Origin of the sequence: Pseudomonas sp. BR20, from assembly GCF_050780135.1 — a bacterium.
Taxonomy (GTDB): Bacteria; Pseudomonadota; Gammaproteobacteria; order Pseudomonadales; family Pseudomonadaceae; genus Aquipseudomonas.
Window position 1 is genome coordinate 4,806,995 of sequence record NZ_CP172012.1, and the last position, 25,257, is coordinate 4,832,251.

Genomic DNA, 25,257 nt, shown 5'->3' on the forward strand with positions numbered 1-25,257 from the left:
GCCCCGCCCATGCTGATCGAGCGGCGCCCATCTCGCCGGCAGCGCTGGCGCGCGGCGTATCACCGGCTCCCGTTGCCGGACAGCGTGAAAAAACTCCTGGCGGTCATTTACCGACGCGCATTGCTGCCCGTTGTGCGCACACTGCGCTGCGCCCTGCGACCTGTGAAAACCTTCGTCAGCCCGACACTGGCGCCTCAGCCACAACAGGCCGGGCTGGCGGATTACATTATCTGGGGGGCCATCGATTGGAACTTGCGCCACCAGCGCCCGCAACAACTGGCCCAGGCGCTGGGCGCCACTGGGCGGCGGGTCTTCTACGTGTCGGCATCATTGATACATGCGCCCCAAGCCGGCTTTGAACTCGAGTCGCTGGACCAGACGCAGCGGTTGTTCCAAGTCAAGCTGTTCGCCCGTGATGCTCCGCTGATCTACGCCGCAGCGCCTGACGCCGCACAGGTTCGGCAGCTGTGCCGCAGTATTGGCGAGGTACTCCTCTGGGCCGGGTCCGCGCGGGTCATTTCACTGGTGCAGCACCCTTTCTGGTGCGACATCTCCGGTGAATTACCCAACAGCCGGTTGATCTACGACTGCATGGACCATCATCAAGGCTTTGGCAACAACGCCCCCGGCATACTGCAACTGGAGCAACGGCTGGTGCGCAACGCTGACGTCAGGCTGTTCACCTCCGACTGGCTGGCCGAGCAATGGCCGGCCCAGGCCAATGAAACCCGCGCCATCCTTCGCAATGCCGCAGACTTCACCCAATTCTCCAACCCACCAGCCGCGGTCTACCTGGATCGCCTGCAACGCGCGGTGATTGGCTACTACGGTGCGATTGCACACTGGTTCGACCACGCGCTCGTGGCCCGCATCGCCGAGGCGTTTCCACAGCATGTAGTGCTGCTGATCGGCGCCGATACGGTGGGCGCGCGGGCGCGATTGCGTGGCTACGCGAACGTTGAATTCATCGGCGAAGTGCCCTATGCCACCCTGCCCTATTACCTGCATGGCTTCGATGTGTGCATTGTGCCGTTTCATATCAAGGCACTGACGCTCGCCACCAACCCGGTCAAGGTCTACGAATACCTGAGTGCAGGAAAACCGGTGGTCTCGGTCGACTTGCCGGAGATGCAGCAATTCGGCTCGCAGGTGCAGGTTGGCCGCGACGGCCCGGCGTTCATTGCCGCAATCACGCGGGCACTGCTGCCATCGACGGCCGAACAGATTGCCCAGCGACAGACGTTCGCCGCCCGACAAACCTGGGCACACCGCGCCGATGCGCTCATCACCCTGGCCGAATGCCGGGACCACACCGCACGCATCAGCGTCATCGTAGTGACCTACAACAACCTGGCGCTGACGCGTGCATGCCTGGACAGCCTCGAGCACGACCGCGAGGGACCTGAACTGGAAATCATCGTGGTGGACAACGCGTCCAGTGACGGCACTGCAGCATTTCTCACACAATGGGCGGCCAGCAGCGGCCAGACGATCGTACTCAACACCGACAACCGGGGTTTCGCCGCCGCGAATAACCAGGGCCTGGCGATCGCCAGCGGTGAGTATCTGGTGCTGCTCAATAACGACACCCAGGTCACCAGCGGCTGGGCGAGTACCTTGCGACGGCATTTACAACGCAATCCCGAGCTTGGCCTGATTGGCCCGGTGACCAATAACATCGGTAACCAGGCCAGGATCGACATCCACTACGCCGACCTCGCAGACATGCCGCAAGCGGCGCGGCGCTTTACCTGCCGCCACCTTGGCGAGGTGGTCCGGCTGCCGACCCTGGCGTTCTTCTGCGTGATGATGCCGCGCAGTACCTACACGCGAATCGGCCCGCTCGACGAAGTCTATGGCCGAGGGTTCTTCGAGGATGACGACTATTGCCGGCGTGTCGAACATGCCGGCCTGGTGAACGCCTGCGCCCGCGATGTGTTTATCCATCACCAACTGTCGGCATCGTTCGCGCTCATGAACCGGGGCGAACGCCAAGCGCTGTTCGAGCGCAACAAGGCGATCTATGAAGCCAAGTGGGGCCCGTGGGTGCCCCATGAACATGAGTAACTAATGCAAATCGTCTTGCGACAATAAAAATCCCCTGGGCGCGAAGCCAAGATCCCGGGCAGCGTCGGTATGCTCGAACACCAGGTCCTGGTTCATGCGCTGCGCCATCGCCGCCGACCAATGGCGGTAGCGCGGCAGCACTCGCAACAGCAACAGGGTTATCCGAAACCCCCAGAGCGGCACCGTGAGTAAACGCGGGCGGCGGTTCTGAGCCGTGAACACGCGGGCGACCATCTCCCGATAGGGCAACGTTTCTGCGCCGCTGAGGTTGTAGGCATGACGGCGCACCTTGGGCGCCTGCAGCGCACGCATGCAGGCGCTCGCCACATCCTCGGCATGCACGGGTTGACGCAGTCCCATCGCGCCACCCAACAACGGAAAAAAGCCGAAGCGCCGAATAAAGCGCGCGATTTCGGAGATATTTTTGTCGCGCCCCTGGCCGTAGATCAAGGTCGGACGCAGGATGCCCCAATGCACCCCGTGGTCCTGCGCCCACTGCTCAACACGCGCCTCGGCATCGCCCAACAGGCTGGCGAGACGCCGCTCTGCGGAGTCGACAGAGTGGCTTTTGCTAAATCGACTGGTAGAAGACAGGGCCACGACTTTGCGCGCTCCGCAGGCCTGGAGCAGCGCAAAATGCTGCGGCAGCGCCCAAATCGGTGCCACGCAAATCCAGTAGGGAATGGGCTCGGCATACTTGCTTACACCCGGCTCAGGCAGCTGTTGCCAACTGATCGCATCGCTGTCGGTACCGCGCTGTGGCTGCCGGGAAAATGCGACGAGCTTGAAGTTTTCCTGCGCAAGCAACACGAGCAGGCAGCGGCCTACCAGGCTGCTGGCCCCGAGCACACCGACCGTGACCTCAGGCATGCCCGCCCCCGGATCGTCCCAGCAACCAATTGAATCCATGGTAGATGCAGACCAAGCCGAAGCGCAGCCACACCCCCAGGATCACCCACCACCACAACCCCTTGGGGTAGTTTGCCCTGAAGAACTTTGCGTAGAACCGCACCATCCCTCGATGTTTATGCCATTCGACAAAAAATGGACGATTCCGGCTGCAGGTGCCCCGCCAGTGCATGACGCGCGCCTGTGGCACAAATACGACGCGCCACTGTTTCAGCTTGAAGCGCATGCACCAATCCAGATCCTCGCAATGCAGAAAATAACCTTCGTCCCATAGGCCCACAGGCTTCAACGCTTCGCGCTTGACCAGCATGCAGGCTCCGGAAATGGCTTCCACCGCGACGGGCTCGGTGGGCAGCGGCTCACGATGCAACAGGAAGTCGGCGCACAGCGTGGGAAATAACCCCTCCAGGCGCGACAAGCCAAAAGCCCGGACGAATGCTCTCCTGGGGGTTGGAAATACCCGACGCCCACCCGGCTGTTCGGACCCATCGGGGTTGCATAGAAAGCCCCCCACCATGCCCGTTGCAGCATCGGCGTACAGCGCTTCCATCATGCTCTGCAATGAGCCCGGAAGCAGGACACAATCCGGGTTAAGGAACAACAATGCACCGGCACTCGACGGTCCCACACCGGTATTACAGGCCGAGGCAAAGCCCATATTCCGGTTATTCCGGATGATGCTCAGGCGCGGATCGGCCAGGAACTCATCCAGGTATGCCAGGCTGCCGTCACTCGAAGCGTTGTCCACCACAATCACCCGCAACGCGCCTTCCCTGAGGGCCGACGCCACGCATTCGCCGAGCAGCTTGCCGACGTTGTAGTTGACGACGATCACGTCGCAGTTATGGATGAAGCGTGGCGGCATCAAAACGCGCTTCCCATGAGTGTTGCACTGCAAATGCACGGGCTTCATCCGCACTACGCTCACACTGCAAGGCGGCCTCGGCCAACCCGGCAATATCGGTGTGCGAGTGACTGATAAAAACACCGGGCAGTTCTGAACGGCCGTGCATCTCGCCGAAGTCAGTCGAGATCACCGGCAATGCCAGGCCGCGATATTCGTAGTACTTGATCGGATCGACTGACGCGGTGAGCAGGGTCTTTTTGAACGGGATCAACCCCACGTCGAACTCGGCCATGGCGGCCAACGCCGCGCCATGATTACCGGCGGGCAACACCACCACGTTGCTCGGCAAATGCGCAGGCGCGGCACCGAAGACCGGCCCCATCAAACGAATTTCGTCGTTGGGCCTGGCTTCGGCCAAAGCGGCCACCCAGGCCCAGTCAAACCAGGCGGCCAGGGTGCCCACGTAGCCAAAAATCTTTCGACTCGATGACGTCGGCGCCAGCTTTACGGCAGAGATCGCCGACAAGTCCAGGCCGTTCAGCACCAGGCACACCTCTTGTCGATAACGCAGCCACTGCGCGTTGAGCGTGGAACTCGACGTCCAGATGACGTCCACGCGCTGGGCGATCAGCCGCTCACGGCGCGCCAGGGCTGACCGCGAAAGGCCGGTATAAAACGCCGGAAAATCATCCATCGCGTCATACAAGGATGAGCAGTGACGAAGACGCAGCAACAATAGATGCGCCAGGACCGAGGGCTTGCCCACCACGAGCAAGGTTGGGGAGACGTGGGTGAATTGATCAATCCGGCTCAATGCATGCCGCCAGCAAAACCGGTTCACCCAGCCCGAGCCAGGTAGAGGTTCTATCGGTAAACCGCCAGGCTTGATCAACGTGAGCCAGGACGGCGTGCCGCTGGGTGGATTCATTTGCGCGGATGGCACAGCCGCCCTGAGGTCGCCCCACCCGGGCAGCCGCGTGGGATAAGGGTCCACCCAGAGCACCGACGCACCGGTGCGGCTGTGCACCCAATCGACAAACTTATGCGGCCGCTGGGCGAAGCTCTGCCAAGGCAACGGCGAGAGAAATACCAGGCGCTTCAAGAAAAGTGCTCGCGCAGGACCTTCACGATACGCCCGGCAGCCTGCCCATCGCCGTAGGGCGAAACACCTCGCACCATGCCACGGTAGGCCGATTCATCGTCAAGCAGGCGCTGCGCCTGCTCGATGATGCGCTCGTAGTTGGCGCCAACCAGCTTGACGCTGCCCTGCTCCACCGCCTCTGGACGCTCGGTTTCATCGCGCATGACCAGCACCGGCTTACCCAGCGCCGGCGCCTCTTCCTGAACGCCTCCAGAGTCGGTCAGGATGAAATACGCAGCGTTCATCGCGGCGATGAACGCCGCGTAACCCAGCGGCGCACACAGGTTGAAGTTCGGCATGCCTGCCAGGCACGCCTGGGCGATATCCCTGATGTTCGGGTTCGGATGCACCGGGTAGAGAAACTGAACCTCAGGGTTGTTCTCGGCAAGGGTACGCAGCGCTCGGCAGATGTCGAGAAACGCTGCGCCAAAATGCTCTCTACGATGGGCCGTTACCAGCACCAGGCGCTTGCTCGGATCAAGATCAAGACCGGTCTGCACCTCACTGGCCGCTGTCGTGAGCAGTGCGTCGATCACCGTGTTGCCCGTGACGAAAATATCCGCGCCGGCTACCCCCTCTTTCAGCAGATTTTGCCGGGCGCTTTGCGTCGGCGCAAAGTGCCAGTGCGCTAATTTACTGGTAATGACCCGGTTGGCCTCCTCGGGGAAAGGATGCTGCAGATCCCACGTGCGCAGGCCCGCTTCAATATGCCCCACCGGTATGCGCCGGTAGAAACAGGCCAAGGCACAGGCCATCACCGTGGTGGTATCGCCTTGCACCAGAACAGCATCGGGCCGTTCTTCCAGCAGGACAGCATCCAGCTTCAGCAATAGCTGGCCGGTCAGGGTGGCCAAGGTTTGATTGGGCCGCATGACGTCCAGGTCGATATCGGGCTCGATGCCGAAAAACACCAGAATCTGATCCAGCATATCGCGATGTTGTGCCGTGGCGACGACACGCACATCGACCCAACGCTGTTGTTTCAGGGCCAGAATGACCGGGGCCATTTTGATAGCTTCGGGACGTGTCCCGACCACGCAAAAGATTTTTTTTACCGACACATCAAGCCTATTTCCCTATCCGATAAGTGGCTGAATCGCTCAGGCGTTCAAGGCTCATACTCACGCACATTCCGCTGTGCTGTTTTGATGCTGTGATGGTTCAAATCCGGACTACCGGCCATTGAGGGTGCCGCACCGACATAGGTTCGGTCCGGCTCTCAACACCGCTACCGCAGCATAGACACAGACTGCGATACCTGCACGGCGAGTGAGCTAAAGGACGGCCCAAATCCCGATAAAAAAAACCTGCATCTCTGCAGGGATACATCCCAAAGCCAACCAGGCCATTTCGTCAACCTGTTGGCACCGATGTCGAACGGACCCAGTTGTTGAGATTATCCTGCCCCGGTCTGACTCCTCGTGAACCATTGATTTTGCTGTGGTTCGTGCCGAAGTGGAGGTGGGTCATTTTTGCGTCGGCACGTAGGTCAATTCGACATCGGCATCAACACTTTCGGGCACCCGCAAGTGTGCAACGGTTGTCGCTCAGCAACGGTTACAGGTTTTGATGCCTAGCAATGTATAGACAGGGCAGAAACGGAAAATACCAGTGGCCAACGGCACTAAACCTATCCAACCCCACACGCCGATCACACCGGACAAACTCAGGCCAATGAGAATCAGACCGACGACAATGCGCAGGCTACGGTCAATGGTTCCAATGTTCGCTTTCATCACGATCTCCCGATCAATGGCTGCGCTGGGTCTCCAGCGCAGTAAAGAACATGCCGGCCACCATGGCCAACATGAATACGATCGCTTGCCAGCGTCCTGTCAGCAGAGTTGCCACTGCGGGGCTGGGGCAACAGCCTCCCCCAGTGGTGGTGGCTCATCCACGGTCAGAGTCGGCGCACCTTCTTCGAAGTGCAGCGTGCAGCGATAGTTTTGCTGTTGCTCCAAACGCAAATTCACACGAGTGCTGTCGTTCATGAGTCCTAGCCTTCTTGACGGTAGGTTCAATCCAGTTCCGCAGTAGCGGCCCAGAAAATGGGTCAGTGCGGCGACCGAGATAAATACCATCAGAAGAACCATTGCCGCCGGATCTGGCAGTCATGGATTAGCTGAAAGCTTTTCAGGACAGCCCTTAACAGGCGGGCAAGTGCCCCGCCCACTTGATCTACTGAATAGCTTTTACCAGCAACGCCACTGCAACCCCCGCAGATACGAGGGCAAACCCTTTTTGTAAGTTTGGCCCCGACAGTTTGGCAGCGACCAAGCGCCCGCAGATCATGCCGGCTAATGCTCCAATGGAAAATGGAATGGCAACAGCCCACTGTAAGTGCCCAGCTGCCGAGCTTGCAGCAACGCCGGAAATTGAAACCAGCGCAATAACGGCCAGAGACGTTGCAAGCACTGACTGAGCGGTCAAATTGGTGTAGCGCTGGAGGGCCGGCACCATCACAAAGCCACCGCCCACGCCGAGCAAGCCAGAAAGCCCGCCGGCGACAACTCCAGAGACGGCGAGTGCCCATGCACACGGACCAGTCCAGTTAAGCTTTCCTCGGTCGACGTCCAATAGACAAGGTGGTGGTTTGGAGGTGACGGGGGGCTTGGACTCCGTGGACGGCGCGAGCGATCGTTGATAGACCCGAAACGCAACGTACATCAGCACGAAGGCGAACATGATCGTCAATGGACGGTTAGGCGTGCGCTGCGCCAGCCAAAGGCCGAGGGGAGAACAGACGATCCCCGCGCCTGCAACTAAGAGCGCGGCTTTATAACGCACGGTACCGTTTTTGAGTCCCATCACGGCACCCAGGGTCGCGGCTGAACCGACAGCCAGTAAACCGATTGGCCCAGCCTCGGCCATGCTCAACCCCGCCCCAAACACCAGCAATGGGACCGCCAGTATTCCTCCGCCAGCGCCGGTCAGCGCCAGAATGACGCCTACAGTAAGCCCGAGCAGTAAGACGATGATCATCTCAGTCTCCTTGCTTTCAGGTCTCGTTTCATACGTCAGCCATCTCAGGTTTGGCCATCCATTCACGGCCCTTGAGCATTCCCTTCCAGTACAGCGGTGGAAGAATTCGCTCCTTGAGCAGCCATGCCAGCCTCGATGGCCGGGTACCGTCAATCAGCCAGGATGGGAAACTGGGGGCGACCTTGCCGCCATAGGTGAACTCCGCCAGTACGATCTTGCCGCGTTCAACCGTCAGCGGGCAGGAGCCGTAACCGTCGTAATGGGCATTGCCTTTTGCTTTACCCATTGCAGCCAACACATTATGGGCAACAACGGGAGCCTGCTTGCGTGCAGCCGCTGCGGTTTTGGCGTTGCTGGAGTTGGCGGCGTCTCCCAGCGCGTGAATATTTACCCAGGTTTTATGACGCAGAGTGGCAGGGTCGACATCGATCCAGCCGGTCGCATCAACAAGAGGGCTGACTCGGACAAAATCCGGCGCAATCTGCGGTGGCACAACATGAAGGAGATCGAAGTCGCGCGTAACAAGATGGGCGCTGCCATCCGGACTAACGCAGTTGAATGTTGCAGTCCGCGCGGGACCATCCACGCTGGTGAGCGTGTTGCCGAAATTCAGGTCGATACCATAAGCAGTGATGTATTCCATCAGTGCGGGCACATAGTCGGGAACTCCGAACAACACCGCGCCGGCGCTGCAAAACTCGATCTCGACGTTGTCCAATACACCGGTACGTTTCCAATGATCGGCAGAGAGGTACATTGCTTTTTGCGGCGCCCCGGCACATTTGATCGGCATGGGTGGTTGCGTGAAAATGGCTCGCCCACCGCGAAGTTGCTGCACCAGCTCCCACGTATAAGGGGCAAGTTGATACAGGTAGTTTGACGTCACGCCATTGCGGCCCAGGGTGTCTGACAAACCCTCGATTGCATGCCAATTGAGCTTCAGGCCAGGGCACACGATCAGTTGCTCGTATTTGACGACTCTGCATCCATCAAGAATGACGGCATTTCTCTCGGGTTCGAAAGCGGCGACCGCCGACTTGATCCAGTGCACTCCTCGGGGGATGGTCGTACCCATCGTGTGGGCAGTTTGGGGCGCATCGAAGATACCACTGCCGACAAGTGTCCAGCCTGGCTGGTAGTAGTGCACATCTGCCGGGTCGATTATGGCAACGTCGAGTCGAGGATCTCGCGCCAGTAAACTGGATGCGGTCGCGATACCCGCCGCACCGCCCCCGATGATGACCACGGTATGCTGCGCCTCAGCCACTTCGACCGGTGTGCGCCCCTGATTCGCAATCCGGCGAATGACGCCTTTCATATCAAACCCGGCTTTTTTAGCTGTCTCGACGATGTGTGGCAGGGGGTGTTGGCCCGCTTGTGACAGTGCCCACATCGTTGTCGAGCGCATGCCGGAACGGCAATAGGCCAACACCGGTTTTGGAAGCGTTTCAAGCAGCTGGCCGAAGGCAATACCTTGCTCGTCGGTTACTTTTCCTGATTCAGCGGGAAGGTAGTGCGCCTCAATACCGATCGCTTGGGCCGTACGTTTTATTTCGGCAAATAAGGGCTGATCGCCGCCTTCGCCATCGGGACGGTTACACACTATGGCGCGAAAACCGGCTTCTTTTAGTTCATCTAATTGGTTGGGAAAAATCTGTTCTGATACCGACAGTCCAGGCGCAAGGCAGCGAATGTCCATAAAGGTCTCCGTTATGGGTATTTTTCTTATAGGTTTTTTAGGGGAGGCAACGTCAGGCGACGTTGAGTGGGATTTTCAGGTAGCGCGTCCCGTTCGCTTCAGGCTCAGGCAAGTGCCCGGCTCGCATGTTGACCTGAACCGATGGCAGGATCAGCGTTGGCATGTCCATCGATGCATCACGCTTTGTACGCATCGCCACAAACTCTTCCTCACTGATCCCGTTACGCACATGAACGTTGTGCGCGCGTTGGTCTGCAACGGTACTGACGAACTGCACCTCGCGGCCCTCTGGCTGGTAGTCGTGGCACATGTACAGCAAGGTATTGGCCGGCAGACTCAGTACCTTGTTGATTGACTGGAACAACGTACGCGCATCGCCACCGGGAAAATCACAGCGTGCGGTACCGTAGTCCGGCATAAACAAGGTATCGCCGACGAATGCAGCCGTTTCGGTCCCATCGCTTATCACATAAGTCATACAGGCTGGGGTATGGCCCGGTGTATGGAGCGCGTGGCATTGCAGCGTGCCAATGGCGAACAGTTCGTCATTAACGAACAGGTGATCGAACTGGCTTCCATCGCGGGCCATGTCACGACCTGTATTGAACAGAGTGCCGAACACCTCTTGCACCGTCGAAATCTGGCTGCCGATCCCTATTTTTCCACCGAGCTTTTCCTTCAGATATGGCGCTGCCGTCAGGTGGTCTGCGTGGACGTGAGTCTCAAGAATCCAGTCGACCTTCGCATTGAGTTCGTTCACCCTCGCAATCAATTTGTCGGCAGACGTTGTGGCGGTGTGGCCGGATTTAGGGTCATAGTCAAGCACGCTGTCTACTAAAGCACAGTGGTTGGTCGCTGCATCCAGCACAAGGTAGCTGACGGTATTGGTGGCAGAATCGAAGAATCCTTCGACGTGAAGTTTTACGCTCATGACCTGTCTCCTTAGGGGGCTTCTCTCGAGCCGCTCACACTAAGGACTGACATAGCAATAAGCCTGCCAAGGCCGTGACGCGCGAAAAATAGTGTTTATCTTATTGATTTTAATAACTTTATATTTTTTCTATGGATTTGTTTTTTTTAAAACTCTGAAATTCGCTGCCATTGGCAGTGCCTGTTGACAGAGCTGGCAGTGCCACAACAGGATGGTGGATTCTCAGGAGCCACCATGAAGACCATCCTGCCCGCCCCGGACAACTCACTCCCACACCCGGATCAAGTGCAGTCGCTTGTTTCGTTTCTTGAGCACGAACCCCAGCCGATGATCGTGCTCGATCCGGAGTACAACATCCTGGCTGCCAACACTGCCTATCAGCGCCAGTTTGGCAGCGCTGACAAATCCTTTATCGGTCATAAGTGCTATCAAATCTCACACCATTACGACGTCCCATGTGATCAGGCGGGTGAGAATTGTCCGATGAAAAAGGCGCAGGAATTGCGCGGGCCGGATCGTGTTTTGCACATTCACCACACGCCTCGGGGGCCTGAGCATGTCGACGTCGAATTGCGGCCGATCCTAGACGAGCACGGAGTAATTACTGCGTATGTGGAGCGTCTCACACTGGTCCGAAGCGCCTCAGCGCGCCCGAGCAACGAAGGGCTGGTGGGCTGTTCACCAGCCTTTAACCTCGCCCTGTCTGAGCTGCAGCGGGTCGCACCATCAATGCTGCCGGTACTGCTGTTAGGCGAGTCCGGTACGGGCAAAGAGTTGTTCGCTCGCGCGGTACATGAAACCAGCGAGCGGGCCACTGGACCCTTTGTAGTCGTAGATTGCTCAGGATTGACCGAAACGTTGTTTGAGAGCGAGCTGTTCGGCCATGAAAAAGGAGCATTCACTGGTGCGACCACGCGCAAACCTGGTTTGGTCGAAACGGCCCAGGGCGGCACGTTGTTCCTTGATGAGATTGGCGATGTTCCACTGGCGATGCAGGTGAAACTGTTGCGCCTGATCGAATCGGGCACCTATCGCCGTGTCGGCAGTGTCGAGACCCTTCACGCCAACTTCAGGTTAATTGCTGCGACCCACAAACCACTGGAAAAAATGATGGAGAGAGGTGAGTTCAGGCAGGACCTGTACTACCGCATCAGCGCTTTTCCAATTCAGTTACCCCCCTTGCGTAACCGAGTTGAAGACATTGGTTTGCTCGTGAATTCGTTTTTACAACGTGCCGGTATAGGCAAGCGCCGGCTGACGATAGATGCGGATGCTCTGACACAATTGCAGCGGCTTTCCTGGCCCGGCAATATCCGTGAGTTACGCAATGTTCTAGAAAGAGCCAGTCTGTTCGCTGACGATGGAGTGATCCGCTCCATACATTTACCCCAGCCCAGCGTCGTGATACCTCCTCAGCCCTCGACGTCCCCCCCTTTAGACGGCAGCACGCTGGTACACGCACTCGCGACGTTTAAAGGTTCCCGCCGTGAACTGGCCAAGCAAATGGGGATTAGCGAGCGTACGTTGTACAGACGACTGAAAGAACAAGGGTTGGCCTAGTCGCTAGCGCTCACACCCCACGACTGCCAATGACTGCCACTCTGGCAGATTGGCAGCGTATTAACCTGCCATGGCATCCACTGCCTTGGCGGATTTACTACTAAGTTACTGTTATTAAACGATAAAAATAACAAAGCCTCCCTTGGCACGCCGTGTGCTAAATGCATAGTCATGAACATTTCCGACAAACGACTGCGGCGCCATCTGCTCACAGCAGTACTGATCAAGCTACTGGTGCTGACAGTGCTGTGGTGGCTGTTCATCCGGGATTCGCACGTCAGCGTCGACTCGAACACCATCGGCGACAGGTTCGGTGTACCCACCTCGACTCAAGGGGCAAACAAGTGATTTCAGAACAACTGGTGGATCTGTCTCGGCTGCAGTTTGCAGCCACTGCGCTTTACCACTTTCTTTTTGTACCACTCACGGTTGGCATGGTGTGGCTGCTGGTCATCATGGAAAGCGTCTATGTGATGACCGGTAATGTCATCTGGAAAGACATGACGCGCTTCTGGGGCAAGCTGTTCGGCATCAACTTCGCCCTCGGGGTGACTACGGGTATCACCCTGGAATTTCAGTTCGGTACCAACTGGGCATATTACTCGCACTACGTCGGCGACATCTTCGGTGCCCCACTGGCCATCGAAGGCTTGATGGCGTTCTTCCTCGAATCGACCATGATCGGCCTGTTTTTCTTTGGTTGGGATCGTCTGAAGAGAGAGCATCACTTGCTGGTCACACTACTGATGGCGATCGGTACAAACCTTTCAGCATTGTGGATTTTGATCGCCAACGGATGGATGCAGAACCCGGTGGGTTCAGAGTTCAGTTACATCACCATGCGCATGGAGATGGTTGATTTTTGGGCGGTCGTTTTCAACCCGGTTGCGCAGGCCAAGTTTGTGCACACCGTCTCCGCAGGTTACGTCACCGGCTCGATGTTTGTGCTGTCGATTTCCAGTTGGTATTTACTCAAGAATCGTGATGTCGAGTTTGCCAAGCGCAGCTTCCGGGTGGCGGCCGCCTTCGGTCTGGCATCAGTGCTCAGCGTGATCGTGCTGGGTGATGAGTCGGGTTACACGGTGGGTGAAGCGCAGCAAACCAAGCTGGCAGCCATGGAGGCGATGTGGGAAACAAAGCCTGCGCCAGCGGGCCTGACACTGGTGGCGAGCATCAACGAAGCCGAGTCTAAAAATAACTGGGAAGTTGAAGTGCCATGGGTAATGGGCTTGATTGGCACCCGGTCAGTCAGCAAGCAAATTCCAGGCATACATGACATTAAGGAAAAAAACCGCGCTCGAATTCTCCGCGGCATTACCGCCGTCAATGCGCTTGAGGCCCTAAGGGCCAACCGCAGCGATTCGGTGGCCTTCCAGACATTCGAAGAATACAAAGCCGATCTGGGCTTTGGCCTGCTGCTTAAAAAGTATGTCGAAGACGTTAACCAGGCTACGCCGGCCATTATCGAAAAAGCTGTAAACGATACCGTACCGCGCGTGACACCTATGTTCTGGGCGTTCCGGATCATGGTCGGCCTTGGCTTTGCCATGCTTATGCTCTTCGGGCTTGCCTTCTGGAGCACCCTGAAGTCGACCTGCACGCGAAACCGCTGGTTACTGCGTTGGGCACTTTGCATGCTGCCTGCGCCATGGATTGCCTGCGAGTTGGGCTGGTTCGTCGCTGAATACGGCCGTCAGCCATGGACCATCTACGGCGTCCTACCGACCCACATGAGTGTTTCCACCCTCAGCGTCAACAACCTCTATGGCTCGCTGGCGGGATTCATCGTTTTCTACACCGTGCTGCTGGTGGTTGAAATGTTCCTGATGGTCAAGTTTGCCCGTCAAGGTCCTGGCAGCCTCGGTACCGGCCGTTATGTTCACGACGCCCATTTGAAGGAACTCCACCATGCTTGATTACTTCACCCTGAAAATTATCTGGTGGGCGCTGGTCGGCGTGCTGCTGATCGGCTTCGCCATCATGGACGGTCACGATATGGGGGTTGGCACGCTACTGCCCTTTGTTGGCCGCAACGACCTGGAGCGGCGCGTTGTTATCAACACCGTTGGTCCGCACTGGGATGGCAATCAGGTTTGGTTCATCACTGCGGGCGGCGCATTGTTCGCGGCGTGGCCTGTGGTGTACGCCACCGCATTCAGCGGATTCTATTGGGCGATGATTCTGGTCCTATGGGCGCTGTTCTTCCGCCCGGTAGGTTTTGACTATCGCAGCAAGATTCACAATTCCACTTGGCGCAGCACCTGGGATTGGGGGCTTTTTGTGGGTGGGGCCGTGCCGCCACTGGTGTTCGGGATCGCGTTCGGCAACCTGTTGCAAGGTGTGCCGTTCCACTTCAACGATCTTCTAGTGTCGACTTATACCGGCAGTTTCTGGCAACTGCTAAATCCCTTTGCGCTTCTGACCGGCGTGGTGAGTAGTGCAATGATCACCTTGCAGGGCGGCGCTTATCTGGCGCATCGCACTGAAGGTGTTATCCAGGCCAGGGCAATCAAAGGTGCGGTGGGGGCGGCAATCGTATTGGCGTGCTCGTTTACAGCGGCCGGCATCTGGCTGCAATGGATCGACGGTTATCGCATTACATCGTTGGTTGATACCGCCGGACTGCCCGATATTCTTAACAAGTCCGTGGTGCGCGAAGCGGGCGCCTGGATGGCTAACTATGGTCATTATCCGTTGTTGTGGCTGTTGCCCGTACTGGGATTGGTTGGCGCAGCAGGTGCCGCCATGTTGCTGATGATGCGTCGCACACTTTCGGCGTTTGTTGCCTCATCGCTTGCGGTGATCGCAGTCATCAGCACGGCGGGTGTGTCGATGTTTCCATTCATCATGCCGTCATCAACAGTACCTGCGGCAAGCCTTACCGTGTGGGACAGCGTCTCCAGTCATTTAAGCCTAGCCATCATGTTCTGGGCCACGTTGATCTTCATGCCACTTATCGTGATTTACACCTCGTGGGCGTATCGCGTTATGCGGGGCAAGGTCACCGTTGCACACATCAAAGCCAACGAACATTCAGCCTACTAGTGCCAGCAAAGGAGTAAAGACTATGTGGTATTTCGCCTGGATGCTGGGAGTCGGTTTTGCATTGCTACTGGCTATATTGAATGCGATGTGGGGCGAGAACGAAGGTGGCCGAGCCTTGAGCGACAATGAGGAGACGCGGACATGATGCCGCGTGTCGCTAACGCTCCACCCTCCTCACGGATCAATGTGCTGAGTCTGGTTATCGCTGTTGCGATCATGCTCGCCTGTACGCTCTATCCCCCCATGATGGCGGCCCCCGATGGGAAAGCTGACCATGTGCTGGCTACTGCGTTGTTTGCGGCCATGAGTGTGGCCTTCGTGAGAGGTGTGGGTTTTGTCCCGCGGATGCTCGTCTGGCGTTGGCTTTTTTCAGGCTGGACCTGCTTTGCGGCACTTGCGCTTGCTGGCTGGGTAAAGTTTCTACATTGAGGACCGACGACATGACTGAACTCTTGAGTGTCCAATATAAAGACAGCGCTAGTATTTATCTCCAGTTAGGGGGTGAATCAGGCGTCCGTAAACTCGTCAACCGCTTTTACGACCTGATGGATACTCTATCTGAAGCGCGAGTGGTGCGCCTGATGCATCCATCGAGTCTCGCCGACAGTGCTGACAGTTTATTTAAGTTCCTCAGTGGCTGGTTTGGCGGCCCGCCGTTGTTCCAACTGGAGCGAGGCCACCCGCGTCTGCGCATGCGGCATGCGCCCTTTGCAGTAGGTACTGTTGAACGCGACGAATGGATGCTGTGCATGCGTCAGGCAATTGATGAGCAGGTGAATGACATAGCGCTAAATCGCAAGCTGCAACGTATGTTTTCCGAGATGGCCGACCATATGATTAATACTGATGGGCAAAGTGCAGGTATTGCGACACGCGTCTGAGCGTCGCGCTTATTTTCAGTGTCCGTACGGTTGTTAACGGCCATGCAAACATCGGATGAGAATAGTATTGCTACGCCCGAAACCTGGTGCCCTGGCTTACCGGTCATCGTACCGCCACCGAAGACTGCCGAGGCCGCCGAAAATCGTGCCGCCGAAGGTTACGATACGATCGATTGGTACTACTCGACCTAGTCGCTGTAAGTTCTTCGGGGTTTTCTTGAAATAAACGGAGTAATCATCTGGTGCGTATCTATGCCCAGATGGTTTTCCAATGCGGTCTCACCCAGCAGAATAATCACCTCTCTTAATTGGATCTTTAAAAGTATCATGATGAAAAATGCCCATGACCTAGTAACTGAGGCGAAAGCACTGATCGAAGAAGTCGCCATCAAAGACGCAGACCAGGCTATCCAGGATGCAGATGTGCTTATCGATGTGCGTGAAGCGGATGAGTATGCTGCTGGTTACATTTCAGGTGCGATACATGCGTCGCGCGGCATGCTGGAATTTAAACTTACTAACGACAGCGCCCTAAATTCTCGAGAGCTTAAAATTGTGCTTTATTGCAAAACAAGTGGCCGTGCCGCACTGGCGGCCGCATCAATGAAAAATATGGGCTACCTGCATGTTAAATCGATTACCGGCGGATTTGATGCCTGGATGAGTGCAGACAAGCCAATTGTCATTCCTCATATGCCAAACTTAGATTAACATCTTATCTTCAAGTGGAGTCAGCGCTAATGGTGCTACTCAAGCCAAGAGAACGTTGCGTATAAGTTCTAAGGATGGTGTCCACCTAAATTTTATCTGCATCGGTACATCGGCCATCCGCTGGCCGGATATTACATATCCACCCAGACCTCAAATCTCAAGGTACGGTAGTTGTATCGAAAACTAACTTTAACAGCATTGCTCCGTCTAGAACGTCAAAACCAACTGATCGCAGGTTCCGAGTCTCATTGTTGATAGCTGCCATCAGGAGCGTTACCAGCTTGCTGTGATCAGATCGTGAGAGTTGCCAAAGCTGAACCATTGGTTTCGAACTGGAACAGTTAAAAAATCAGTAGCCAGGATCAACATTTCATCAGGGATAACACGCATGCTTCGGGCGCACAGCAAAATCCACGGTGATGGATCTCGCTATTCGCTAATCGGGTCATGTTAGTGGAGCCAGTTCACATGTGAAACAGAAGTGCTACCCCGTGACAGTGCTGTCCGCTTATCCCTAGTGTGGTGGGTGAGATATCGACGAAAGAAATCCCGTTTTTCTGCAAGATAGCGCGCAAAGGCATAAGGTTCTTAACCCTGAAGCCGATGGCTCCGTAATAGGCATCGGGGCGGTTCACCAGTGACAAACCGGGATAGCAGGCATTAAAAGCAGCTTCGCTTGTGAAATGTAAAGGCACATTACCGGTATCTATTTGTAGGCCAGGCGTAAACAGCGAACTGGGTGCACAGTCACTGTCAAACACTTGCCCATAAGCTGATGCGAGTACTTTCACCTGGTCAGTGATGACTGTGACACTCGCCAAGCCAATCACGCCGTTAGAATGATGCGTGTATTCGTTACGCCAGACGACGTCTCTAGTAAAATGTTGGCACGCAAAAACTCGACCCGCGGGTGTCGACTCCAAGTCGATTTGGGTGATTCGGAAGCGCGCATCACGGGTACCCTCCGGTAATTGGACTGGTCGCGAAAAGTCCAAAGGCGAGCCGCTGCGAATGTTGGAGCGACTCAGCTCATCGTGAAAACCTGACGCGTCATCTGTCATTAGCGCCAATGCGCATAGCCCATCTCCGCCATCTTCCACAAATGACTGGAAATAGCTTGTTGCCGGATGAGGACGCGGTACGGTAAGCAGCTCAAAGTAGTCGTCCTCAAACATTACGCAGTGATTTTCCGATCCCATGGAATGGTAACCGCGGGGGGTGAGTGTAAAGCCCAACTGGCCATAGGTTTTTGCAACGGCGTCCATGCTGCTGGCGGCGATCACCACATGGTCGATACCTTGGATATGCTTACGCATGCGCAATACTCAATGAGGTGGTTATGGGGCAGCGTTGTACTTCCAACTACCGCTGGGGGCGCTCAATCACGACCGTCCCTCCATCGGTATCCAAGCAGGCCGAAGGGAGCAACCTTCTTGGCTAAACTATGCGAAGAAATCGGTTCGAGTGCAGCAAAGGGCAGCGGTGATTTTGATTCAGGTAAGCCTTTGACTACATCGGCTAACGCTCCACCGATGGCGGTTGCCAATGCGAGCCCCCGACCGTTGCATCCAAGCCATGCATAGACTCCGTCAGCCAGCTTATGCACATGGGGGACGGCATCGGTAGTGATTGCGAGGTTACCGTGCCAGACGTGCTCGAAAGGCTTCGGCCCCAACTCGCAAAGTGCTGGGAACATGTCCTTCAGCCGTGTCCCTATACGTCGCTGCAAGCGCTCTTCAAAATTATTATGCAGAACCAACGCCCCTCCCGTTATCAACCGCCCTGCGCCATCGAATCGACAGAAATGCAGGTCGCCATGTGTGTCGGACATCGCATGGTTAAACGGTAGAATTCCTCTACGAAGGCCTTCGGGTATTGGCGCGGTTGCCATCTGATATGAGCGAATTGGGACAAATGTGCGATCCAAACCCGGCCAAAGTGAATTGGAGAATGTGCTGCTGTAGGCGTGGGTAGCGATGATGACTTTCTTGGCAATGACCACACCATCCCTGGTTTCAACCCGCCAGTTTGGGCCTGAGGGCAAGATGCGCAGTGCCGGGCTTTGTGTATAGATGCGTGCACCGAATTTCATCGCCGCAGCCGCAAGGCCTCGCACCAGTCCTAACGGGTTAACGTGCCCCCCTGTGGGGTTTTGCCAGCCACCGTGCCAGTAATCAGACCCGGTGATCGCTGTAACTTGATCACGGTCGAGCAATTCTACCGGAGCGCCACGCAACCTCCATTGTTTGCAGCGAGCACTGACCAATGACATCCGACTGGGCCTATGTGCAGGCTGTACCCAGCCATTCTGAACAGCCTCACATTCGATTCCATGCTTTCGGATCAGGTCGAACACCGTGCTCGCGGAGTCACGGATCAGCCCGATAAATGCCTCACCTTTCTGAGCTCCGAACACCTTTAAAAGCAGGTCTGGATCTGCACGGGATAAACAGGGGATTACCTGGCCATTATTACGGCCTGAGGCGCCCCATCCAAGTTCAGCAGCCTCCAAAACTACGACATCGACACCTGTTTCAGCTAATTGCAAGGCAGCAGACAAGCCGGTGAAGCCTGCACCTATCACGACTACGTCGGCTCTAAGATGAGTGTGGGACAACTGCATGGTCTGCAAAGCCGGCTTGGCGCTCTCCGTCCACAGTGAAGGTGGCAGCGGAGCGTTCGGGGGTATGGATTCCAGCTGACTCATGCCGCATGTCCTCCTAAGTAAGCTGCGCGAACTCGCGCATCATTGGCCATCTGCTCAGCGGGCCCTGAGAGTGAAACCGTGCCTGAGTCAAGGATGTAAGCGTAATCAGCCACGCGCAATGCAGCACGAGCATTCTGCTCCACCAGCAGTACTGCCGTCCCGCCGGCGCGAATGGTTTGAGTAAGGTCGAAGATCTGACGTATCACCTTGGGTGCCAGGCCCAGGGAGGGTTCGTCCATCAAAAGCAGACGGGGACGGCTCATCAGCGCTCTGGCCACGCAAAGCATTTGCTGCTCGCCACCAGACATCGTTCCGGCTTTTTGTAGCAGGCGCTCCTTCAAGCGAGGAAAAAGCACCAACATTTGCTCAAGAGACTCGCTGAACTCTCGATAGGGACGTTTGCCCGCACCCAGGCGCAAGTTTTCCAGCACACTCATTCCGAAAAATATCTGACGCCCCTCTGGCGCCTGAGCAAGACCGTTGGTGACGATCTGGTGCGAAGGTTTGTTGGTGATGTCCTGCCCATCGAAAATAATGCGACCTGAGGCGACGGGATAGATACCGGAGATGGCTCGCATCAGCGTGGTTTTGCCTACACCGTTGCTGCCTAACACGCTGACGATGCTGTGTGGCGCAACTTCCAATGACACGTTCTGCAAAATGGTTTGCGGCCCAATGCGCACTGTCAGGTTCTCGATACTCAGGATAGGTTGAACATGGGGATTCATACTTCATCCTCCTCTGTTCCCAGATAGGCTTCCAGAACCGCTGGATGGGCTGCTATCTGTGCGGGCGGTCCATCTGCAATTTTGCGGCCCGACGCCATGACCATTATCCGATCACACAGCGACATGACGAACCCCATGTCATGCTCCACCAACATCACCGACAGCCCCTGGTCGGACAGGCTTCGGATAAAAAACGCCAGTTCCGATGTTTCTGTGTCGTTAAGTCCAGCTGCCGGCTCGTCCAGAATCAATAGCTTTGGCTGTAAGGCCAACGCGCGGGCGATCTCCAGGTACTTGCGCCGTCCGTAAGAAAGGTTCGCCGCTAGCATTCCTGCTTGGTCACACAGCCCGGTCCGCTCCAGTGCTTGCCAGGTCAACTTGCTAATGCGATTGGACAATGTTCGCCGTCCGAAGAGGCTGCTCCACGGCGAATGCCCGACCACGCCCAGAGCGCCGATTGAAACGTTGTCGAAAACGCTCATGTTCGGCAGCACCCGAAGATTTTGAAACGTGCGCGCTACGCCCATTCGCGCAAGATTGTCGGGGGCAAGGCCGGTGACACGCTCACCGCAAAAATGCACCGTGCCCGAAGACACTCCGGTTATCCCGGTAATGAGATTAAAGAGCGTCGTTTTTCCTGCCCCGTTGGGACCTATCAACCCTACCCGTTCACCGAAGCCTACATGCCCGGTAAAGCCTTCGACTGCGGTCAGACCGCCGAAACGACGGGTGACGTCTTCCATAAGCAGCAGTTGAGCAGGCGCACTGGGGGCCTTCATCGATGTCGTCATGTTCATTTCACCGCCAGCCCAGTTGTTGTGAGGGTTTCCACGCCGCATTCAGGTGCTTGCGTGCCAGTGCCATGGCACTGACTTCGCCACAGATGCCACGGGGCAAGAACAGGATGCTGAGAAACATCACCAGCCCTACGCCAATCATTCGATAGTCACCGAACGGCCTTAGAACTTCTGGCAGCCCAACCAGCAGCAACGCACCTATCAGGGCGCCTGGAATACTCCCCAATCCTCCAACAACAACCATTGCCAAGATCAGTATCGACTCAGAAAAACGGAAGTCACCAGGGGAGATATATTGAGTTGTGTGCGCCCACAGCGCGCCGGCGACCCCGGCAAAAAAGCAGCTGAACGCAAAGGCCTCGGTCTTGATACGTACCACTTTGAGCCCCATTGCCTGGGCGCACTGATCGTCCTCACGCAGTGAGCGCAAAGCGTTGCCGTAATAGGAGTGTGTCAATCGGTGCACGGCAAAAACGGTCGCGATCAGCAGACCCGCGCCGGCAAAATAGTTAGCCAGATTGCCGCTTTTGAACACGCCTGCCAGGGCAATTCCTGGAATCCCGGAGATGCCCATCGGGCCGTGCGTAAAATCGACCCAGTTGAGCAGCGTTACATGGATTATCTCGCCGACGGCCAGGGTGGCGACGGCGAAGTAAATACCGACCAAGCGCATAATTGGCAGGGCTAGCAAAATGCCCACCCCCGCCGCGGCCAGGCCTGCTGCCGGGATGGTCAGGTAGAACGGCCAATGCCAGGCAGTGGCCGTCATTGCGGCGGTATAGGCGCCTATGCCGTAAAACCCGGCATGGCCCAATGAGAGCAAGCCGGTGGTACCGGTGATGAGGTTGGCGCTCACCGCGAGAATCGCGAAGACCATCATGGTTCCTGCGACGCCAAACCAGTAGCTTGCGTTGAGCCAGTACAGGAAGGCTGGCACGACGACCAGCATCAGGATCAGCATCGCGGCGACAGTTTTTTTCGATGTCATTGCAGCCTCCTTAAACGCGCTCGCGGGCAGCGCCAAAAATACCGGTGGGGAAGAAAATCAGCGTCAGCAGCAGAAAGGCGTAGGCCACCAAGTCACCCCAGCCTTGAGCCAGGTAGCTGGTGGTAAACGTTTCAGCGATACCCAGTATCAGTGCACATATCACCGCCCCTGGAATAGAGTGCAGCCCGCCCATGACCATCGCCACGAATGCCTTGATACCCGGCGCGAAACCCATCGCCGGAAATACCGCACCTTGGTACAGGCCAACGACGATACCTGCACTGGCCCCCAGCATAGAGCCAACGGCGAACGTCGCCATGATCACGTTTTCGGTGTGGATGCCGACATACATGGCGCCTGCCGGGTTGCTGGCCACGGCACGGATCGAGCGCCCAATGTGGGTCTTGAACAGCAATAGTTGCAGTCCGACCAACATTGCCATTGATAAGCCGAAAATTAGGAACTGACCGCTGGCAAACGAGAAACTGCCGATTTGAACCGGGCTGATTAGCAGGTAGTCCTGCGGCACCACCTGCATGTTGGAGCCGAAGATTTTTTCGACCCCCTCACGAATCACAATCGACAGTGCCAGCGAGGACAGCAGCGTGGCCTCGCGAATAGCTTTGGATTTCATCGACGCCTCGTCGCGAAACCGCCTGAATGGGCGGAACGCCACTCGATCAAGCGCCAGTCCCATCACCGCGCCGAAAGCCAGTACGAAAATAATCACGACAAACAGCGGCGGTGCGAATGTGGTAATCAGCAGTAACCCGACGAAAGCGCCCAACATGTAAATTTCGCCGTGGGCAAAGTTGACGACGTTGAGTACTCCGAATATCAACGTGAACCCGATCGCCATCAGGGCATAGACCAATCCGATCGAAACGCCGTTGATCAACTGTTGAATGAGGAAATCGGTTTCCATCATTGGATGACCTTGTAAGCGCCATCGCTAACGATCATGCGATTCAACTGCTTGGTCACTTCGCGAGTGACCGGGTCGAATGTGGTTGCTCCCGTCACCCCTGGGTAATCATGCGTCGCCGCCAGTGCGTCACGAACCTTGGCCCGAGTCGGCTCTGGGCCTGCTGCAACAATCGCGTCGAGCATGATGTTAGTTGCATCATAAGCCTGCGCGGCAAACATGCTTGGCTCGCTGCCATACCGCTGGCGGTAGCCCTCTACGTATGCCTGGACCCTGGTATCTGCACTTTGCGCGACGAAGGTGCTAGGCATCATCAAACCGTTGGCCGCTGGCCCCGCCAGCTGCAGAAGCTTGGGCTCATACAGTGGCGAACCACCGTAGACGACGGTTTGCACGTTCATCTGTGCGCGTTGTTGCAGGAAGCTGGCGGCCTCTTCATAAAACATGAACAGTACGATCGCATCGGGTTTAGAGCGAGCCACCTTGGTCAGTATTGAGCGAAAGTCTCGGTTGCCTGGGTTAAAGAACTCGGTATCCACAACCTCATTTCCCAGCGTTGTGGCCTCCTCGCTGAAGTTCTTCACTGAGCTCTGACCCCAGTCGTTTTGAATGCCTATAACGGCGTAATGCTTAAGGTTGTTCTGCGCCATCCATTTGGCGATGAATGGCGACTCGACGGCCATTGTGGTGATGTTACGAAACTGCCAGTTGCTGATCTTGAGGAAGTCGGGGTGCGAAGCCGATTGGGACAACTGCGGTACATGTTGTTCGGCGTAAACCTGCCCTGCCGCCATGGATACGGTTGAGTTGAAGTCGCCAATCACTCCTAAAATATGGGCGTCGTCGGAGAACTTTCGAGCGATGTTCACGCCTTCTTTTGCGTCGCTCTTGCTGTCTTCGTACTTGATCACCACCTTCGTGTCAGGCAGCTTTCCTGACGCGTTGAATTGCTCAAGCGCCATATCGGCCGAGTTCTTGAAAAGCGTGCCGTATTGCGAGTTATCGCCGGTCAATGGCAGTTGGTAGCCGACTGCGATCTCGTTCTGTGCGCTGGCAAGACTTGCAAAGGCACACAGCCCTATTGCCAGAAATTGATTGACGGTTCTACGGAGCATGAGCAGATCCTTTTCGCTGGAAGGACAACGTTTAGATCGTATGCACATCTGCTCGGGTCGATTTACCGACCGGAAATCATCTGTGAAATGACCTTATGGCTCTCGTAACATGTTACGAGTATGTTTTGTGGCACAGCAATAGCTGTGCCACACACAGAAATTAAGCCAACATTGAGCTAAGAGGGCTCTGCTGAGCGCTTGGCGGATCAGCAATCCTGAACAATTGCCGACACGAAGCTGCACCGTTTCGATGCAGGGAGTGGTGGGAGTGGGATGTTAAGGTGCGCCGCTGTTTGGAGAGGTACGGGCTTTACACGAGGCGGCGATCAAGCTTGAAACACTGCCGGTCAGCTTGCAGTGTCTCAAGCAATCGAGGCGGGTGAGCTCAGCTGCTCAATGACAGTGGCCCAACCGAACCACTGGTGATGTTTACATCCAACAGGCTGGATGAAGACATCAGGGCGTCGAGCACCATTGCCTTGGATGAGATCAATTCCATGCGCGCCACTGTTTCTGCGCCTTTTGAGTCTCCAGCCGTCAGCGCTGCAATAAGCGATTCATGCTCGTGTCGCATTTCGTTGGTGCGGTCGCGCAGCGCTAGGCCGAGGTGAAACAACCGCTCCATTTCACTCAGAACGTTGGCTAACATCTCCACCAGGCGCTCATTGCCTGAGGCTTGCGCCACCACCAGGTGAAACTCGGTATTGGCTTGAAGGAAGCGGTCTTCGCTGTCTCGATCACCTGGCTTGTAACTTCTAGAACACGCTTGATCGAGACGCCGCAGGCCCTCTTCATCGACCTTGCCTGCCGCCATGCGAACCGTTGCTAACTCGATGATTTCGCGTATCTGATACAGCTCGTTGATGTCGCGCAAAGTGATGGGTTTGACCTGATACCCCTGGCGATGCATCGGGCGGACCAACCCTTTGGCCGCCAGGCGCTCCAGCGCTGCGCGAGTAGCCGCTCGCTTAAGCCCAAAGCGCGTTTCTATTTCCGCTTCCGACACATGCACGCCGGGCATCAGTTCGCAGCGCACGATAGCTCTGTGCACTGCATCGAACGCCGCATCGCTTTGCCTGACGCGTATGCGCCCCTCAACAACAGGTGGGGCTTCAACTTCGTTTTTTTTGGGCATCTGAGGACCTTTTTTACATGCACGGCATTTTAGCAGTTTACAGGGAGTATTCGTAACATGTTACGATCCGGCCAAATCCATGTGCCGTT

General features: G+C 56.4%; 28 protein-coding genes. 10 read left to right on the forward strand and 18 right to left on the reverse strand.

Annotated elements, in window-relative coordinates:
* The first annotated feature begins 9 nt into the window (after positions 1-9).
* Entirely contained in the window at positions 10-2,067 is a 2,058-nt protein-coding gene (locus ACHPFG_RS22055) for a glycosyltransferase (protein ID WP_431700424.1), read from the forward strand.
* Here ACHPFG_RS22055 and ACHPFG_RS22060 read toward each other — a convergent pair whose 3' ends face one another.
* The 10 genes from ACHPFG_RS22060 to ACHPFG_RS22105 all read right to left on the reverse strand — a co-directional run bounded on the left by ACHPFG_RS22060 (position 2,068) and on the right by ACHPFG_RS22105 (position 10,576).
* Positions 2,068-2,937 (reverse strand): NAD-dependent epimerase/dehydratase family protein, encoded by an 870-nt coding sequence (locus ACHPFG_RS22060; protein ID WP_431700425.1) that lies wholly within the window; start codon positions 2,935-2,937, stop codon positions 2,068-2,070. It lies immediately after the preceding gene.
* Complete coding sequence (locus tag ACHPFG_RS22065) at positions 2,930-3,841, reverse strand: glycosyltransferase family 2 protein (protein WP_431700426.1); 912 nt, start codon at positions 3,839-3,841, stop codon at positions 2,930-2,932. Before ACHPFG_RS22065 ends, ACHPFG_RS22060 begins: the two co-directional genes overlap by 8 nt.
* Entirely contained in the window at positions 3,819-4,925 is a 1,107-nt protein-coding gene (locus ACHPFG_RS22070; RefSeq protein ID WP_431700427.1) for a glycosyl transferase, read from the reverse strand. Before ACHPFG_RS22070 ends, ACHPFG_RS22065 begins: the two co-directional genes overlap by 23 nt.
* A complete protein-coding gene (gene wecB, locus ACHPFG_RS22075) occupies positions 4,922-6,025 on the reverse strand; it encodes a non-hydrolyzing UDP-N-acetylglucosamine 2-epimerase (RefSeq protein ID WP_431700428.1) in 1,104 nt (367 codons plus the stop codon). Before wecB ends, ACHPFG_RS22070 begins: the two co-directional genes overlap by 4 nt.
* A gap of 486 nt (positions 6,026-6,511) precedes the next feature.
* Positions 6,512-6,700 carry a YgaP family membrane protein gene (locus ACHPFG_RS22080; RefSeq protein ID WP_145336439.1) on the reverse strand — a complete coding sequence of 63 codons (189 nt, stop codon included), beginning with the start codon at positions 6,698-6,700 and terminating at the stop codon, positions 6,512-6,514.
* A 13-nt stretch (positions 6,701-6,713) separates the two neighbouring features.
* Complete coding sequence (locus ACHPFG_RS22085; protein ID WP_431700429.1) at positions 6,714-6,815, reverse strand: hypothetical protein; 102 nt, start codon at positions 6,813-6,815, stop codon at positions 6,714-6,716.
* Positions 6,800-6,955 carry a hypothetical protein gene (locus ACHPFG_RS22090; protein WP_178116744.1) on the reverse strand — a complete coding sequence of 52 codons (156 nt, stop codon included), beginning with the start codon at positions 6,953-6,955 and terminating at the stop codon, positions 6,800-6,802. Before ACHPFG_RS22090 ends, ACHPFG_RS22085 begins: the two co-directional genes overlap by 16 nt.
* Positions 6,956-7,142: 187 nt before the next feature.
* Positions 7,143-7,946, reverse strand: coding sequence for a sulfite exporter TauE/SafE family protein (locus ACHPFG_RS22095; RefSeq protein WP_431700430.1), 804 nt, complete (start codon positions 7,944-7,946; stop codon positions 7,143-7,145).
* A gap of 28 nt (positions 7,947-7,974) precedes the next feature.
* The gene (locus tag ACHPFG_RS22100) at positions 7,975-9,645 is read right to left on the reverse strand and encodes a TIGR01244 family sulfur transferase (RefSeq protein ID WP_431700431.1); all 1,671 of its coding nucleotides are present in this window, start codon (positions 9,643-9,645) and stop codon (positions 7,975-7,977) included.
* 52 nt (positions 9,646-9,697) lie between these two features.
* A complete protein-coding gene (locus tag ACHPFG_RS22105) occupies positions 9,698-10,576 on the reverse strand; it encodes an MBL fold metallo-hydrolase (RefSeq protein WP_431700432.1) in 879 nt (292 codons plus the stop codon).
* A 234-nt stretch (positions 10,577-10,810) separates the two neighbouring features.
* Here ACHPFG_RS22105 and ACHPFG_RS22110 point away from each other — a divergent pair, with 234 nt between their 5' ends.
* The 9 genes from ACHPFG_RS22110 to ACHPFG_RS22150 all read left to right on the forward strand — a co-directional run bounded on the left by ACHPFG_RS22110 (position 10,811) and on the right by ACHPFG_RS22150 (position 16,773).
* Positions 10,811-12,136: a sigma-54 interaction domain-containing protein gene (locus ACHPFG_RS22110; protein WP_431700433.1), complete on the forward strand. Its 1,326-nt coding sequence runs from the start codon at positions 10,811-10,813 to the stop codon at positions 12,134-12,136.
* 171 nt (positions 12,137-12,307) lie between these two features.
* Positions 12,308-12,484 (forward strand): cytochrome oxidase putative small subunit CydP, encoded by a 177-nt coding sequence (cydP, locus tag ACHPFG_RS22115; protein WP_431700434.1) that lies wholly within the window; start codon positions 12,308-12,310, stop codon positions 12,482-12,484.
* On the forward strand, positions 12,481-14,052 hold the full coding sequence (locus ACHPFG_RS22120) for a cytochrome ubiquinol oxidase subunit I (protein WP_145336449.1): 1,572 nt from the start codon (positions 12,481-12,483) through the stop codon (positions 14,050-14,052). The genes cydP and ACHPFG_RS22120 overlap by 4 nt, the downstream gene beginning before the upstream one ends.
* Positions 14,045-15,181, forward strand: a complete 1,137-nt coding sequence (cydB, locus tag ACHPFG_RS22125; protein WP_145336451.1) for a cytochrome d ubiquinol oxidase subunit II — start codon at positions 14,045-14,047, stop codon at positions 15,179-15,181. Before ACHPFG_RS22120 ends, cydB begins: the two co-directional genes overlap by 8 nt.
* 22 nt (positions 15,182-15,203) lie before the next feature.
* Entirely contained in the window at positions 15,204-15,326 is a 123-nt protein-coding gene (gene cydX / locus ACHPFG_RS22130) for a cytochrome bd-I oxidase subunit CydX (RefSeq protein WP_081044185.1), read from the forward strand.
* On the forward strand, positions 15,323-15,610 hold the full coding sequence (locus ACHPFG_RS22135) for a cyd operon YbgE family protein (protein ID WP_184743289.1): 288 nt from the start codon (positions 15,323-15,325) through the stop codon (positions 15,608-15,610). Before cydX ends, ACHPFG_RS22135 begins: the two co-directional genes overlap by 4 nt.
* Before the next feature lie 11 nt (positions 15,611-15,621).
* Positions 15,622-16,062: a group II truncated hemoglobin gene (locus tag ACHPFG_RS22140; RefSeq protein WP_431700435.1), complete on the forward strand. Its 441-nt coding sequence runs from the start codon at positions 15,622-15,624 to the stop codon at positions 16,060-16,062.
* Positions 16,063-16,104: 42 nt separating this feature from the next.
* A complete protein-coding gene (locus ACHPFG_RS22145) occupies positions 16,105-16,254 on the forward strand; it encodes a hypothetical protein (protein ID WP_431700436.1) in 150 nt (49 codons plus the stop codon).
* Positions 16,255-16,392: 138 nt separating this feature from the next.
* Positions 16,393-16,773 (forward strand): rhodanese-like domain-containing protein, encoded by a 381-nt coding sequence (locus ACHPFG_RS22150; RefSeq protein WP_184744122.1) that lies wholly within the window; start codon positions 16,393-16,395, stop codon positions 16,771-16,773.
* 464 nt (positions 16,774-17,237) lie between these two features.
* On the opposite strand, the gene ACHPFG_RS22155 is transcribed toward ACHPFG_RS22150, so the two are convergent.
* From ACHPFG_RS22155 to ACHPFG_RS22190, 8 genes are all read right to left on the reverse strand, one after another.
* Complete coding sequence (locus tag ACHPFG_RS22155) at positions 17,238-18,089, reverse strand: VOC family protein (RefSeq protein WP_431700437.1); 852 nt, start codon at positions 18,087-18,089, stop codon at positions 17,238-17,240.
* Positions 18,090-18,151: 62 nt separating this feature from the next.
* Entirely contained in the window at positions 18,152-19,480 is a 1,329-nt protein-coding gene (locus tag ACHPFG_RS22160) for an NAD(P)/FAD-dependent oxidoreductase (protein WP_184743301.1), read from the reverse strand.
* On the reverse strand, positions 19,477-20,208 hold the full coding sequence (locus tag ACHPFG_RS22165) for an ABC transporter ATP-binding protein (protein WP_221461873.1): 732 nt from the start codon (positions 20,206-20,208) through the stop codon (positions 19,477-19,479). Before ACHPFG_RS22165 ends, ACHPFG_RS22160 begins: the two co-directional genes overlap by 4 nt.
* Positions 20,205-21,005, reverse strand: a complete 801-nt coding sequence (locus tag ACHPFG_RS22170) for an ABC transporter ATP-binding protein (RefSeq protein ID WP_260403583.1) — start codon at positions 21,003-21,005, stop codon at positions 20,205-20,207. Before ACHPFG_RS22170 ends, ACHPFG_RS22165 begins: the two co-directional genes overlap by 4 nt.
* A gap of 1 nt (position 21,006) precedes the next feature.
* On the reverse strand, positions 21,007-21,993 hold the full coding sequence (locus ACHPFG_RS22175; RefSeq protein ID WP_431700438.1) for a branched-chain amino acid ABC transporter permease: 987 nt from the start codon (positions 21,991-21,993) through the stop codon (positions 21,007-21,009).
* Between the two features lie 10 nt (positions 21,994-22,003).
* On the reverse strand, positions 22,004-22,918 hold the full coding sequence (locus tag ACHPFG_RS22180) for a branched-chain amino acid ABC transporter permease (protein WP_184743307.1): 915 nt from the start codon (positions 22,916-22,918) through the stop codon (positions 22,004-22,006).
* Positions 22,918-24,033 (reverse strand): ABC transporter substrate-binding protein, encoded by a 1,116-nt coding sequence (locus tag ACHPFG_RS22185; protein WP_431700439.1) that lies wholly within the window; start codon positions 24,031-24,033, stop codon positions 22,918-22,920. Before ACHPFG_RS22185 ends, ACHPFG_RS22180 begins: the two co-directional genes overlap by 1 nt.
* 385 nt (positions 24,034-24,418) lie before the next feature.
* Positions 24,419-25,168: a GntR family transcriptional regulator gene (locus ACHPFG_RS22190; RefSeq protein ID WP_431700440.1), complete on the reverse strand. Its 750-nt coding sequence runs from the start codon at positions 25,166-25,168 to the stop codon at positions 24,419-24,421.
* Positions 25,169-25,257: the final 89 nt, after the last annotated feature.